General features: G+C 71.7%; 11 protein-coding genes. 7 read left to right on the forward strand and 4 right to left on the reverse strand.

The genetic code is table 11. From position 1 onward, the window contains the following. Nucleotide 1: 1 nt before the first annotated feature. Together BLS95_RS26220 and BLS95_RS26225 are read right to left on the reverse strand one after the other, a co-directional pair. The gene (locus tag BLS95_RS26220; RefSeq protein WP_143043872.1) at nucleotides 2-304 is read right to left on the reverse strand and encodes a hypothetical protein; all 303 of its coding nucleotides are present in this window, start codon (nucleotides 302-304) and stop codon (nucleotides 2-4) included. A gap of 32 nt (nucleotides 305-336) precedes the next feature. Continuing rightward, on the reverse strand, nucleotides 337-1,590 hold the full coding sequence (locus tag BLS95_RS26225) for a right-handed parallel beta-helix repeat-containing protein (protein ID WP_245765282.1): 1,254 nt from the start codon (nucleotides 1,588-1,590) through the stop codon (nucleotides 337-339). A gap of 327 nt (nucleotides 1,591-1,917) precedes the next feature. Between BLS95_RS26225 and BLS95_RS26230 the strand changes: the two genes are divergently transcribed. Next, nucleotides 1,918-3,411 carry a glycoside hydrolase family 13 protein gene (locus tag BLS95_RS26230; RefSeq protein WP_090936514.1) on the forward strand — a complete coding sequence of 498 codons (1,494 nt, stop codon included), beginning with the start codon at nucleotides 1,918-1,920 and terminating at the stop codon, nucleotides 3,409-3,411. Nucleotides 3,412-3,511: 100 nt separating this feature from the next. Continuing rightward, nucleotides 3,512-4,849: a sensor histidine kinase gene (locus tag BLS95_RS26235; RefSeq protein WP_245765283.1), complete on the forward strand. Its 1,338-nt coding sequence runs from the start codon at nucleotides 3,512-3,514 to the stop codon at nucleotides 4,847-4,849. On the opposite strand, the gene BLS95_RS26240 is transcribed toward BLS95_RS26235, so the two are convergent. Further along, nucleotides 4,846-6,183: a cation:dicarboxylate symporter family transporter gene (locus BLS95_RS26240; RefSeq protein ID WP_090936517.1), complete on the reverse strand. Its 1,338-nt coding sequence runs from the start codon at nucleotides 6,181-6,183 to the stop codon at nucleotides 4,846-4,848. The genes BLS95_RS26235 and BLS95_RS26240 overlap by 4 nt on opposite strands. A gap of 106 nt (nucleotides 6,184-6,289) precedes the next feature. Here BLS95_RS26240 and BLS95_RS26245 point away from each other — a divergent pair, with 106 nt between their 5' ends. From BLS95_RS26245 to BLS95_RS26265, 5 genes are all read left to right on the forward strand, one after another. After that, entirely contained in the window at nucleotides 6,290-7,810 is a 1,521-nt protein-coding gene (locus BLS95_RS26245) for a sensor histidine kinase (protein ID WP_090936520.1), read from the forward strand. Then, a complete protein-coding gene (locus tag BLS95_RS26250; protein WP_218135988.1) occupies nucleotides 7,807-8,499 on the forward strand; it encodes a response regulator in 693 nt (230 codons plus the stop codon). Before BLS95_RS26245 ends, BLS95_RS26250 begins: the two co-directional genes overlap by 4 nt. A gap of 73 nt (nucleotides 8,500-8,572) precedes the next feature. Next, nucleotides 8,573-10,609, forward strand: a complete 2,037-nt coding sequence (locus BLS95_RS26255; RefSeq protein ID WP_090936526.1) for an N-acetylneuraminate synthase family protein — start codon at nucleotides 8,573-8,575, stop codon at nucleotides 10,607-10,609. Between the two features lie 38 nt (nucleotides 10,610-10,647). After that, nucleotides 10,648-11,628: a glycosyltransferase family 2 protein gene (locus tag BLS95_RS26260; RefSeq protein ID WP_090936529.1), complete on the forward strand. Its 981-nt coding sequence runs from the start codon at nucleotides 10,648-10,650 to the stop codon at nucleotides 11,626-11,628. Next, nucleotides 11,628-12,875, forward strand: a complete 1,248-nt coding sequence (locus BLS95_RS26265) for a polysialyltransferase family glycosyltransferase (RefSeq protein WP_090936531.1) — start codon at nucleotides 11,628-11,630, stop codon at nucleotides 12,873-12,875. Before BLS95_RS26260 ends, BLS95_RS26265 begins: the two co-directional genes overlap by 1 nt. On the opposite strand, the gene BLS95_RS26270 is transcribed toward BLS95_RS26265, so the two are convergent. Next, entirely contained in the window at nucleotides 12,859-14,031 is a 1,173-nt protein-coding gene (locus BLS95_RS26270) for a DUF6716 putative glycosyltransferase (protein ID WP_245765284.1), read from the reverse strand. The two genes, BLS95_RS26265 and BLS95_RS26270, sit on opposite strands and share 17 nt — an antisense overlap.

A 14,031-nucleotide genomic window follows, 5' to 3' on the forward strand; every position in this document is an offset into this window, starting at 1 on the left:
CTCAGCCCGCGGCCTCCCAGACCGCCTCGAACGCCTCCGGTGTGATCTCGGTCAGCTCCCAGATCTCCAGCGGCTGGTCGGTGAGGAAGCCGCGCTCGTCATGGAGGTGCCGCCACCAGTAGCGCCGGGCGGCCCGGTCGGCGCCGACCTCGACCTGACGAACCGCCCAGTGCTCGGCGTCGCCCTCGACGCTCTCGAACAGCCACGCCCGCCCGTCCTCGTCGCCGAGATGCCAGTAATGGCGGGGGGCGTCGGACTCGGCGAGCTGCCGCACCAGCGGCCGGCGGAGTTCTTCTGAAAGCACGCCGTCCACTCTAGGGTGCCCGATCGGCCGGCTCAGCCCTGATAGGCCCCGGCGTTCGGGGTGGCGGGTACGGGCCTGCCGGCGATGTCCTTGACCAGGGCCGTGCCACCGCCGTACCAGGACGCGGAGAGCCTGACGCCGCGGCCGAGCGCCGGGGAGCCGGGGCGCAGGCGCAGGTTGGTGGCGGAGACGAACCTCGGGTCGGCCATGACCGAGCGCGGCCCCAGCTTGAACCTGGCCTTGCGGGCCTTGTAGACGCTGCCGTCCTCGTCGGCGCCCGCGCCGTCCTCCCAGCCCGCCTCGCCGCCGACGGCGATCGCGTTGTTGCGCAGCTTGAGGATCGACGGCGCGCAGCCGTCGTGGCAGGACCAGCCGATGGTGTTCCTGGCCGGCAGGTAGACGGAGTTGTGCACGGCGATCGTGCCCTTGACCGGGCCGACGACGTGGCGGGCGCCGCGGGTGATGAGGAACGAGCCGCGGCTGCGGGAGGAGGTCACCACGTTGAAGGCGAAGACGTTGTCGCCGGCGGTCTTGCCCTTCGCCGCGCCGAGCTCGGTGAAGGTCTCGTTGTCGCGGGCGAGGTTGTGGGTGACGCGGTTGCGATCGCCGTTGAAGATCTCGACGGCGGCCCCGTCGGCGCCGTAGTCGCTGCTGCCGGCGAAGCTGCCGGTGATGGTGTTGCCGGTCACGAGGTTGTCGTCGCCGTTGAGGAGCACGCCGAAGGCGCCGGAGTCGTTGTCGCCGCCCGCGTCGTTGACGCTCATGCGGTTGTTGTCGGCCAGGACGCTGCCGCGGATGGTGTTGTGCGAGCCGCTGGCCGGGACGTAGACGCCGGTGACGTTGCCGTCGGAGCGCACCCCGGTCAGCTCGATGTGGTCGCCGGCGAGCGCGAACCCGGCCCAGCGGCAGCGGGAGGCCCACAGACCGCTGATGCGCCAGTGGTCGCCCTTGACCGTGACGCAGTCGGCGCCGGTGCCGCTGATCTTGGGGAGCGCGCCGGAGCCGTAGGCACCGACCACGATGGGCCGGGCCGCGGTGCCGCTGGGGGTCAGGACGAGACCGCCGGTGAAGCTGCTGCCGCGCTTGATCCTGACGGAGTCGCCCGGCTTGAGGTCGGCGGAGTCGAGCTTGCCGAGCGTCTTCCAGGCCGCCGAGGCACTGGTGCCGGCCGCCGCGTCGTCTCCCGCCCTGGAGTCCACGTAGTACGTGGTGCCGGCCCGGGAGGAGGCCGCCGCGGGGAGCGCGGGCAGCAGGGAGGCCATGACGGCTACGGAGAGCAACCTCATACGTGCACACCACTATCTAGTTGGAGTCAACGGGTTGGCAGGGGCCACCGTAGCCTGACCGCCGTGGCGAGCGCCACCATCCGGCATGGGTGTCGTCACGGAGCGTAGAACTCGGCCGACGGCTTGCCGCAAGAACTGAAAGATCTTGCACGGCGGGCCTGTCCGGACCCGCCGTCCGCCCCGCGTCCGGCGGCCTTCCGAAGGCCCTGTCTCCTGGCGGGCGAGATTTGCAACTTACCGAAACTTGCACTTGACCGTGGTCAACGATCGCGACATTCTTCACCAGAACATCACCCGACATCTCGGGCATCCAGGGGAAGGACGATCATGCTCGGCAACGACGACTGGTGGCGTGACGCCGTCGTGTACCAGGTCTACCCCCGCAGCTTCGCCGACGCCGACGGCGACGGCATGGGGGACCTCAAGGGCGTCCGCGCCCGCCTGGGCTATCTCGCCGACCTCGGCGTGGACGCCCTCTGGCTGAGCCCCTTCTACACCTCCCCGATGGCCGACGGCGGCTACGACGTGGCCGACTACCGCGACGTGGACCCCATGTTCGGCACGCTCGGCGACTTCGACGCGCTCGTCGCCGACGCCCACGGGCTGGGCCTGCGGGTGATCGTGGACCTGGTGCCCAACCACTCCTCCGACCGGCACCCCTGGTTCCAGGCCGGGCTGCGCGACCGCTACGTCTTCCGCGACCGGCCGAACGACTGGGAGTCCGTCTTCGGCGGCCCCGCCTGGACACAGGTCGAGGACGGGCAGTGGTACCTGCACCTGTTCGCGCCCGAGCAGCCCGACCTCAACTGGAGCAACCCGGACGTACGCGCCGAGTTCCGCGACATCCTGCGCTTCTGGCTCGACCGCGGGGTGGACGGCTTCCGGATCGACGTGGCGCACGGCATGGTCAAGGCCGACGGGCTGCCCGACGTGGGCCCCAGGGACGGCCGCCAGGCCGAGATGCTGGGCGGCGAGCAGGTCCCCTACTTCGACCAGGACGGCGTGCACGAGATCTACCGCGAGTGGCGGCCGATCCTGGACTCCTATCCCGGCGGGCGGATGGCCGTGGCCGAGGCGTGGGTGTCCTCGCCCGAGCGGCTGGCCCGCTATGTCGGGCCCGACGAGCTGCACCAGGCGTTCAACTTCGAGTTCATGATGGCCGACTTCCATGCCAAGTCGTTCCGTACCGTGATCGAGAAGTCGCTCAAGGAGGCGGAGCTGGTGGGCGCGCCCACCACCTGGGTGCTGTCGAACCACGACAAGCCCCGGCACGTCACCCGGCACGGCAGCCTGGCCCGCGCCCGGGCGGCCACGCTGCTCATGCTGGCCCTGCCCGGCTCGGCCTACCTCTACAACGGCGAGGAGCTGGGCCTGCCCGAGGTGCTCGACCTGCCGGACGAGCTGCGCCAGGACCCGGCCTTCCGGCGCACCGGCGAGAGCCGGGACGGCTGCCGGGTGCCGATCCCGTGGACGCGCTCCGACGGCTTCGGCTGGCGGGACCCGTGGCTGCCGATCCCCGCCTCCTGGGGCGCCCTGTCGGCCGAGGCGCAGGAGCACGACCCCGCCTCCACGCTCAACCTCTACCGGGCCGCGCTCAGGCTGCGCAAGCAGCACCCCGCGCTCGGCGGCGGCACGCTGAAGTGGCTCGACTCCCCCAAGGACGTGCTGGTCATCGAGCGCGATCCCGGGCTGGTCGCGGCGCTCAACACCGGCGAGCAGCCGGTGGTCCTCGACGTGACCGGTGAGGTGCTGCTGGCCAGCGGCCCGCTGGGCGCCGACGGCTCGGTCCCGCCGGACACCGCGGTGTGGCTCCAGCGCTGACGATTGGCGGAATCTTTCCCTAAACCGGACGTTATGCCGGGAATCACGCTCATAACCTCATGTGGTGGCACGCTGGTGGGCCAGATCCTTGCGCGGACGCGTGACCCTCATCGCGACGGCGATCGCCGCCCTCGTGTTCGTCCCCTTGGCCCTGGCCGGGATCACCGTGGCCAAGTCGGTGGTCGCCTCCGCCGTGGCCAGCGACACCAGGGACACGGCCGAGCGCATCGCGTACGAGATGCGCGGCGGCGCGCTGCCCATGGGCGCCGCCATCCCGGTGCCCAACCCGTCGGTCGACCTCATCCAGATCGTCGCCGCCAACGGGCAGGTGCTCGCCGCGAGCGACGCGGCCAGGAACCTGCCGCCGCTCAGCGACGTACGGCCGCCCGTCGAGGACCGGGTGCTCAGCACCACGAACTGCCTGCCGACCCAGTGCGTGCACCTGTCGGCGGTCCGGACCACCATGTCCGCCGACTCCCCCGTCGTCTACGCCGGCCGCCGCACGCCGGACATCCTGGCCGGCCGCACCCTGGAGGCCGTGGTGTTCTCCGAGGTCGCGGCCGTGGTCTCGCTGACGGCGTGGGCCACCTGGCTGATCACCGGGCGGGCGCTGCGGCCGGTGGCGACCATGCGGGCGGAGCTGGACGAGGTCCACGCCGGCGACCTGAGCCGCCGCGTCACCCAGCCGGCCGGTGACGACGAGGTGTCCCAGCTCGCCCGATCCGTCAACGCCACGCTGAGCCGGCTGGAACGTTCCGCGCTGCAACAGCGCCAGTTCGCCTCCGACGCCTCGCACGAGCTGCGCACCCCGCTCGCCGGGCTGCGCGCCCAGTTGGAGAGCGCCCAGCTCTATCCGGACGACACGGACCTGGAGTCGCTGATGGACGGCGCGCTGCGGGACACCGACCGGCTGGAGGCCATCATCACCGACCTGCTCCTGCTGGCCAGGATCGGCTCCAGGGTGGACATCGTCAGCGAACGGGTGGACCTGGCCGACCTGGTCCGCCAGGAGCTGGCCGTCCGCTGCGACAAGCTCCCCGTACAGGTGGACCTGGAGCCCGGCGTGGTCGTCGACGGCGTGCGGCTGCAGCTCGCCCGGCTGCTCACCAACCTGCTGGACAACGCCCAGCGGCACGCCGAGCACACGGTCCAGGTCACGGTACGCGGGGAGGGCTCCGAGGCGAAGGTGGCGGTCGAGAACGACGGCGTGGAGATCGCCGCGGAGGACCGCGAGCGCATCTTCGAGCGTTTCACCCGGCTGGACGCCGCCCGCAGCAGGGACGCGGGCGGCACCGGGCTGGGCCTGGCCATCGCCAGGGACGTGGCGATGGCCCACCGTGGCCGGATCGGCGTCGAGGACTGCCGGGGCGGGGCGCGCTTCGTGCTCCGCCTGCCCATCGCCCCGCCGCGGCGAGGCCGCCCGTACGCGGGCGGCTAGACCGGCGAGAGCCGCCTGTCGCCGCCGGTGCCGGGTTCCGGCTCCCGGCGTTCCTCGTCCTCGTCCAGCAGCGTGGCCTCGTCGAACGGAAGCTGCCCGGCCAGCACGGCCTCGGCCCGCCCCCGGTCGAACTCGCCCGTCCAGGTGCCGACGAGCACGGTGGCGACGGCGTTGCCGGCGAAGTTCGTCAGCGCGCGGGCCTCGGACATGAACCGGTCGATGCCCACGATGAGGCCGACGCCGTCCACCAGCTCGGGCCGGTGCGCCTGGAGGCCGCCCGCGAGCGTGGCCAGCCCGGCGCCCGTGACGCCCGCCGCGCCCTTGGAGGCGATCATCATGAACAGCAGCAGCCCCACCTGCTCGCCGAACTCCAGCGGCGACCCGGTGGCCGTGGCGATGAACAGCGTGGCCATCGTCAGGTAGATCGCGGTGCCGTCCAGGTTGAACGAGTAGCCGGTCGGCACGGTGATGCCCGCCACGGCCCGGCTGACGCCCAGGTGCTCCATCTTGGCGATGAGCCGGGGCAGGGCCGTCTCCGAGGAGGAGGTGGACAGGATCAGCAGGAACTCGCGCGCCAGATAGCGCAGCAGCGTCCACAGGTTGATCCTGGCGACCAGCCACAGGATCGTGCCCAGCACCACGCCGACGAACAGCACGCACGTCACGTAGAAGGCGACCATGATGATGGCCAGGCTCTTGAGCGCCTCCAGGCCGGTGGCGCCCACGACGGCCGCCATCGCGCCGAACGCGCCCACCGGCGCGGCCCACATGACCATGGCGAGGATGCGGAACACCAGCCGCTGCAGGTGCTCGATGCCGCGCAGGACCGGCGCGCCCTTCTCGCCCATGGCCTGCAGCGCGAACCCGGCCAGCAGCGCCACCAGCAGCGCCTGCAGCACCGAGCCGCTGGTCAGGGCCGACACCAGCGTGTCGGGCACGATGCCGAGCAGGAAGTCGACCGTGCTGCCGGCGCCCTTGGCCGCCTCTTCCTGGACGGTCTGCCTGGCGGCGTCGGTGATCTGCAGCCCCGAGCCGGGGTGGATGACGTTGCCGACCACCAGGCCGATGATCAGCGCGACCGTGGACATGACCAGGAAGTAGCCCAGGGCCAGCCCGCCGACCTTGCCGACCTTGGCCGCCTTCCTGACCGAGCCGATGCCGAGCACGATCGTGCAGAAGATGATCGGCCCGATCACCATCTGGATCAGCGAAACGAAGCCGGTGCCGACGGGTTTGAGCGCCTTGCCCACGTCCGGCCAGATGAATCCGACCAGGATCCCGAGCACGACCGCCACGATGACGGCCAGGTAGAGATAACGAGTGCGATCACGCATGGGGGGTTCTCCAGCGTAGATGAATTACCTTCTGGATGTCCGACTATGCGATTCGCAGTGACGCAGGTCACCATTGAGTAAGTTTCGTTCACGGGAGAAATATCTGATGCGGCGCTGGAGCCTGGCAGGCCAGATGCTGGTCCTGCACCTGCTCGTGGTCGCCGTCACGGTGGCGGGCGGCGCGCTGCTCGCGCTGGTGCAGGCGCAGGACCTGCTCACCGACGAGGCGGCCAACACCGCCACGGCGGTGGCGGTGAGCGTGGCGGCCTCACCCGAGGTGCTCGCCGCCCTGGACACGGCCGACCCGAGCGCGCGGCTGCAGCCGTACGCCGAGCGCGTACGCCACCGGACCGGCGTCGACTTCGTCACCATCATGCGGCCGGACGGGACCCGCTACACCCACCCGAACCCCGACGAGATCGGCCACCCCTTCCTCGGCCACATCGACCGGGCGGTGGCGGGCGAGACCTTCACCGAGACCTACACGGGCACGCTCGGCGCCTCCAAGCGGGCGGTCACCCCCGTGATGGCGGGCGGGCAGGTGCGGGCGCTGGTCAGCGCGGGCATCACGATCGAGAAGATCAGCGCCAGGCTGCGCGACCAGTTCGCCTGGAACGGGCTCGTCGGCGCGCTGGCGCTGGTCGTGGGCGCGGCGGGGACGTGGCTGGTCACCGTACGGCTGCGCCGCCAGACGCACGGGCTCGGCCCGGTGGAGCTGGGCCGCATCCACGAGCACCACGACGCGGTCCTGCACGCCGTCAGGGAGGGCCTGCTGCTGGTCGGCAGGGACGGCACGCTGACGTTGTGCAACGACGCCGCCCGGCAGCTGCTCGGCCTGCCACCGGACGCCGAGGGCCGGCACGTGGCCGAGCTGGGGCTCTCGGAGGTGCTGGCCGACCACGAGGAGCGCGTCCACCTGGTGGGCGACCGGGTGCTCGCGGTCAACAGCGCCGCGAGCCGGCTCGGCACCGTCGTGACCGTGCGGGACCACACCGAGCTGCAGTCGCTGACCGGCCAGCTCCACGCCGAACGCGGCTTCGCCGACTCGCTGCGCGCGTCCGCGCACGAGGCGGCCAACCGGTTGCACACGGTGATCACGCTGGTGGAGCTGGGCCGGACCGAGCAGGCCGTGGCGCTGGGCACGGCCGAGCTGCGGGCCGCGCAGGAGCTGACCGACCGGGTGGTCGGCGCGGTGCGCGAGCCGGTGCTCGCGGCGCTGCTGCTGGGCAAGAGCGCCGAGGCGGCCGAGCGCGGCGGCGAGCTGGTGATCAGCCAGGACAGCGAGCTGGACGACCTGGGGCTCGACTCGGGCGAGCTGGTCACGATCGTGGGCAACCTGATCGACAACGCGATCGACGCGGCGAGCCGGGTGGAGGTGCACCTGGCCGCCGACGCGGACGGCGTGGTGATCAGGGTGGCGGACGACGGGCCCGGGCTGAGGGACCCGGCGGCGTTCACGAAGGGCTGGACCACCAAGGGCGACGGCCACGGGCTGGGACTGGCCCTGGTGGGCCAGGCGGTGCGGCGGCTGGGCGGCACCATCGACGTCGCCGGCTCGACCTTCACCGTGCGGCTGCCGGTGCCAGACCCGCGCACAATTCAGCACATGCCGGACGTGGTGCGATGAGTTCGGCGCGCGTTCCGGGGTCCGTGATCTCCGTCCTGGTGGTCGAGGACGAGGAGATCACCGCCGAGGCCAATCGTATCTACGTCGAGCGGGTCCCGGGTTTCGCGGTGGCCGCGGTCGTCAGGTCGGGCGGGGAGGCGCTGCGCTTCCTGCGCAGGACGCCGGTGGACCTCATCCTGCTCGATCTCTACCTGCCCGACATGCACGGCCTGGAGGTTTGCCGGGCCGTACGCGCGGGCGGCCTCATGTGCGACGTCATCGCCGTCACCTCGGCCCGCGACCTGGCCATGGTGCGCTCGGCGGTGTCGCTGGGCATCTCGCAGTATCTGCTCAAGCCGTTCACCTTCGCGACACTCGCCGAAAAGCTCACGCGTTACGCCCGGTTCAAGGAGGAAGCGGGCCTGGCCGTCGGGCAGGGGGACGTGGACCGGGTGCTGGGCACCCTCCGAGGCAGCTCCGAGCTGCCGAAAGGGATGTCCAGGGACACTCTCGACAGCGTGGCCGCTCAACTGCGCCGGCACCCGCAGGGCATGGCGGCCCAGGCCGTGGCCGACGCCGTCGGAGTGTCCCGCGTGACCGCCCGCCGCTACCTGGAATACCTGGTGGAGCTGGGGGTCGCGGCCCGCTTCCCGCAGTACGGCGGAGTGGGTCGGCCAGAGTTGCTCTACCGGATCCCCATGGAAAGTTAATGACACTGACGCTGGCTGTTCAATCCGGCCCTCTAGCTTCTGGGTGCAATCCAATGCTTTGAGGAGACACACCTTGCGAGTCCTGGCCGTTGTTCCCGCCCGCGGAGGTTCGGCGGGCGTACCCCTGAAGAACCTCGCCCTGGTCGGGGGCGTCCCCCTGGTCACGCGCGCCGTGCGAGCCGCGCTGCGCGCTGAACTGGTGGACCGGGTCGTGGTCAGCACCGACCACGACTGCATCGCCGAGACCGCCAGGCAGGCGGGCGCCGAGGTCGTCGAACGGCCCGAGGAGCTCAGCGGCGCGACCGCCTCCAGCGAGTCGGCCGTGCTGCACGCGCTCGACGCTCTCGGCGAGGACCCCGAGGTCGTCGTCCTCGTGCAGTGCACGAGCGCGTTCATCGACCCCGCGGACCTGTCGGCCGCGGTGCGCAAGGTGCTCGACGGGGAGGCCGACTCGGTGGTGTCGGGCCTGCCGACGCACGAGTTCCTCTGGACGGCCGCCGGCGGCGGGGTCAACCACGACCCGGCCGTCAGGCAGCGCAGGCAGGACCGCGAGCCCGAGTTCCGCGAGAACGGCGCCTTCTACGTCATGCGCACCTCCGGCCTGCGCGAACACGGCCACCGCTTCTTCGGCAGGACCGCCGTCCAGCCCGTGCCGGCGCGGCACGGCATCGAGGTGGACGCCCCCGAGGACCTGGAGCTCGTCCGCGCGCTCGCCCCGTTCATCGACGTGCCCGAGCCGATCGACGTGGACGCGGTCATCACCGACTTCGACGGCGTGCACACCGACGACCGCGCCTACGTCGACTCCGACGGCCGCGAGATGGTGCTGGTCAGCCGCTCGGACGGGATGGGCGTCTCGCTGCTGCGCCGCTCCGGCGTGAAGGTCCTGATCATGTCCACCGAGCACAACCCGGTGGTGGCCGCCCGCGCCCGCAAGCTCGGCGTGCCCGTGCTGCAGGGGCTGGCCGACAAGCGCACCGTGCTGCGCGACTGGCTGAGGATCGAGGGCCTCGACCCCGCCCGGGTGGCCTACGTCGGCAACGACGTCAACGACCTCGGCCCGATGAGCGAGGTCGGCTGGCCGGTCGCGACGCCCGACGCCCACCCGCGCGTTCGCGCCGCCGCCAGGGTCGTGCTGACCAGGGCCGGCGGGGACGGCGCCGTGCGCGAGCTCTGCGACCGCGTGGTGGCCGCGCGGCCGGAGCCGACGGCGACCGAGGTCAGGACGCAGCCCAGGCTGGGCCCGGTGGCCATCGGCGACGTGCTGGTCGGCGAGGGTGAGCCGGTCTACGTGATCGGCGAGATCGGCATCAACCACAACGGCGACCTCGACCTCGCCCGCCGCCTCATCGACGTGGCGGCCGAGGCCGGCTGCCAGGCGGTCAAGTTCCAGAAGCGCACTCCCGCGATCTGCGTGCCCGAGGAGCAGAAGGGGCAGATCAGGCAGACGCCGTGGGGCGAGATGACCTACCTGGAGTACAAGGAGCGGACCGAGTTCGGGTACGACGAGTACCGGCAGATCGCGAAATACTGCGACGAGCGTGGCCTGCACTGGTTCGCCTCGCCGTGGGACGTGCCCTCCGTGGAGTTCCTGGAGGAGATGGACGTCCTGGTGCACAAGGTGGCCTCGGCCAGCGTCGCCGACCACGAGCTGCTGCGTGCCCTGGCGGCCACCGGCAAGCCGCTCATCCTGTCCACCGGCATGTCCACGCTGTCGGAGATCGACGCGGCCGTAGAGATCCTCGGCACCGATAAGCTGATCATGATGCACGCCACCTCGACGTACCCGCTGCCGCCCGAGGAGGCCAACCTGCGCACGATCACGACCCTGAAGGACCGCTACGGCGTCCCCGTCGGCTACTCCGGCCACGAGCGCGGCCTGCAGATCTCGCTGGCCGCCGTCACGCTCGGCGCGGTCTGCGTGGAGCGGCACATCACGCTCGACCGCACCATGTGGGGCTCCGACCACGCCGCCTCGCTTGAGCCCTCCGGCCTGGAGCACCTCGTACGCGACATCAGGATCATCGAGCAAGCCCTGGGCGACGGCGTCAAGCGCGTCTTCCCGGGTGAGGAGGCGCCCAAGGCGCGTCTCCGCAGGGTGACCGTCTGACCGTCCCGTACTCCATAGGCCCCCCAGGAGAAATACCGTTGATCACCCTCTCGGTTGTCGTGCCGGTCCGGGACGGCGAGCGCTTCATCGCCGACGCGCTGACCTCGCTCTGCCGTAACGCCCGGCGCGACTTCGAGTTCATCGTCGTGAACGACGGTTCCGTGGACGCGACCGGGGACATCATCGAGGACTTCCTCCCTGATCTCCCCGGGCTCACCGTGTTGCGCAACCCCGCCCCCGTCGGGCTGGCGGACGCGCGCAACACGGGCCTGTCGGCCGCGTCCGGCCGGTACGTGACGTTCATGGACGGTGACGACTGGCTCGCGCCCGGCTATCTGGCGCAGCTCGTCGCCGCCATCGACGGGCTCGGCTGCGACTTCGTACGCACCGACCACGTCCAGGTCGAGGGCCGCAAACGGGTGCTGCACCGGGCCCCGATGACGCGGCGCGGCGTGGTGCTCAATCCGCGCGACGCCATCCTGCCGGCCAGCGTGCGGACCATGGTCGACTACCCGTACGCGTGGGCCGGGATCTACCGGCGCTCCCTGCGGGACCTGCTGCACTTCCCCGGCTCGCTGCACACCGCCGAGGACCGGCCGTGGATCTGGCGGCTGCACCGCGAGGCCGCGACGTTCTCGGTCGTGTCACTGGCCGGGGTGTTCTACCGGCGCCTGGTCTCCGGGTCGCTGACACAGGTCGGCGACGAGCGCCAGCTGCACTTCTTCGACGCGTTCGAGCTGGTGCTCAAGGACCTGGAGCCGGAGTTCCAGCCCAAGGCCGTACGGAACTTCTGCGCGCTGCTCGCCCACCACCTCGGGCTCGCCGACCGGTTCACGCCGGCGCTGCGGGCCCGCTTCGAGGAGCGGGGCGCGCAGATGGTGCGCGCGTTACCGCGGGACCTGGTGGCCGAGTCGGTGGCGCGGATGTCCATCGAGCGCGAGACCACGCTCCGGGCCCTGGTGCCCGATCTGCCCCCCAGCCCGCACATCCGGGTCCGCCGTGACCGGGAGGAGTCCTAGTGAAGGTCTTCTACGCCTCGACGCTGTTCGGGGCGATGTCCCTGGCTGCCGCCATCGACGACGGCCGGTTCGGCGGCGGGCGCCGCGTCCTCGTCGTGTCCAACAACGCGGCCATCCCCGAGGTGTCGACGCCACTGGACCAGGCGCCCGGATTCGCGGTGCTGCGCTCCCGGTTCGACGAGGTGCTCTCCTGGAACGAGCTGATCGCGCCGCTGCACCCGTCCGACTGGCGGGCGCGCGTCATCGAGGTCCCGATGATGGAGCGCCTGATCCGCGCCCACTGGCGGCTGGACGGGGTCGAGGAGCTGGTGCTGGAGTCGATCGCGGTGGCGCCGGCGCGGACGATCGCGGGGCTGGTGCGCGACTGTCCGATCACCGTCTACTCCGACGGGCTGATGAGCTACGGCCCGACCCGCGACCCGCTGCCGGCCGAGATCTTCCGCCGCATCGGGCGGCTGCTCCACCTGGACCTGGTGCCGGGGCTGACGCCGCTGCTGCTCAGCGAGTACGGCGTCGCCCCCGCCGTCCTGCCCGAGGAGCGGTTCCTGTCGATCGTGCACGAGGTGGCCACCACCGCGCCCGAGATGCCGACCGGCCCGGCCGTCATCCTCGGGCAATACCTGTCGGCGCTGGAGATCGTCACGCCGGAGGAGGAGGCCGAGCTGCACGAGACGATGCTCAAGGCGCTGGTCGCCCGCGGCTACCGGGACATCGTCTTCAAGCCGCACCCGGCGGCCGGCCGCCGGCACGCCCAGCTGCTGCGGGCCGCGGCCGGGCCGCTCGGCGTGCGGCTCTCGGTGGCCGGGGACAACGTGCCGGCCGAGGTGTGCTTCGCGGCGCTCCGGCCGGAGCTGGTGGTGGGCTGCTTCTCCACCGGTCTGGTGACGGCCCAGCGCTATTTCGGGCTGCAGGTCGCCTCCTATGGCACGGAGATGGTGCTCGACCGGCTGACGCCGTACGAGAACAGCAACCGGATCCCGGTCACCATCGTCGACGCCCTGCTGCCCCGGATGTCGGCGGACGGCACGATCGAGCAGCCGCCGGCCGTGGACCTGCCCCGGCTCGTCCGGGCGGTCGGCTACTGCATGCAGGCCGACAGCTACCCGGACCTGCGGCCGGAGAGCATCGAGTTCGACCGGCGCTACTTCAAGCGCAAGCGGCTGGAGGTGCTGGGCCTCACCGGCGCCGGAGTGGGCAAGCCCAGCACGTTCACCAAGATCCGCAGGAAGATCAGGTCAGCGATTTGAGGTAGCGGCGCATCCGCCGCTTGGCCCGCCAGCCCGCCCGCAACATCGTGGGCGGCACCTCCACCCGCAACCTGGCCCTGCGCCGCGCGGCCGCGAACTCGGGCCCGTCGAGCAGTGACTTGGCGGGCACCCGCGGCCGCGAGATCACCAGCCCGGCCAGCAGTCCCGCCCAGTCGTTGCGCTCGGCCGGCTGGAAGTAGTTGGCCGCGCACCACCGCTCCGCGGCCGTCCGGAAGTCGCCCTTGGCCAGGTCGTCGAGCGTGCCCAGCAGGTCGCTATCCTCGAACACCAGGTTGATCATCTCGGCGCTCACGCCGAAGTCGCTCAGCACCAGCGACGGCACGCCCATGGCGATGGCCTCCAGCGCCGCCGTCGAGCTCACCGTGACGAACCCGGCCGCGTGCGAGAGCTGCTCGTACATCGAGCCGGCCTCGAAGAGCAGCCGGCCCGGCTCGCCCATCTCCCGCCACAGCCGCTGGTAGTGGTGGCGCTCGTTGTGCGTCTGCCGCTCGTCCTCCAGGGCGCGCAGCTTGACCACCACGTCCAGGTCGGGCCGCCGCGCGGCCAGCTCGGCCAGCGCGGTCAGGATGCTCTCGCGCTGCTCGCGCTGGCGCGGCACCTTGGCCTGCGTGGCGAACACGACCCGGTTGCCACTCCCGGAGACGACCTCCGGCCGCAGGAACGGCAGCCTGGCCAGGCCCACCGCCCCGCCGCCGCCCAGCCGGGCCGCGATCTCGCCGAACTCCGCCGTCTCACGCTCGCTGTGCACCACGAACAGGTCACAGCCGCTGCGGAACAACCACGCCTTCTCCGTCGCGGGCACCGAGATGCCGGGCAGCCCGCTCACGAACACCGGCCGGGGCCGCAGCCCCGCGAACACCTCGGCCACCAGCACGTCCACCACCGGGCCCGTACAGGCCACGAGGATCACGTCCGGCTGCGTCCGCTCGGCCACCCGGCGCACCGAGCGCGCGGACAGCACCGGCGGCGGCTCCTGCCCTTCCGCGCGCCGACCCACCGCCGCGGCGATCTGCTCCGGGGAGGGCGCGATCGGCGTGCGCACCACCACCAGCTCCGTCACGCAGCCCGAGGGCAGGTCGTCGAGCAGGCAGGCCGCCCATTTCAGATACGAGTCGGAGTCGGCAACCGCCAACAC

It is taken from the genome of Nonomuraea jiangxiensis (genome assembly GCF_900099965.1).
Taxonomy (GTDB): Bacteria; Actinomycetota; Actinomycetes; order Streptosporangiales; family Streptosporangiaceae; genus Nonomuraea; species Nonomuraea jiangxiensis.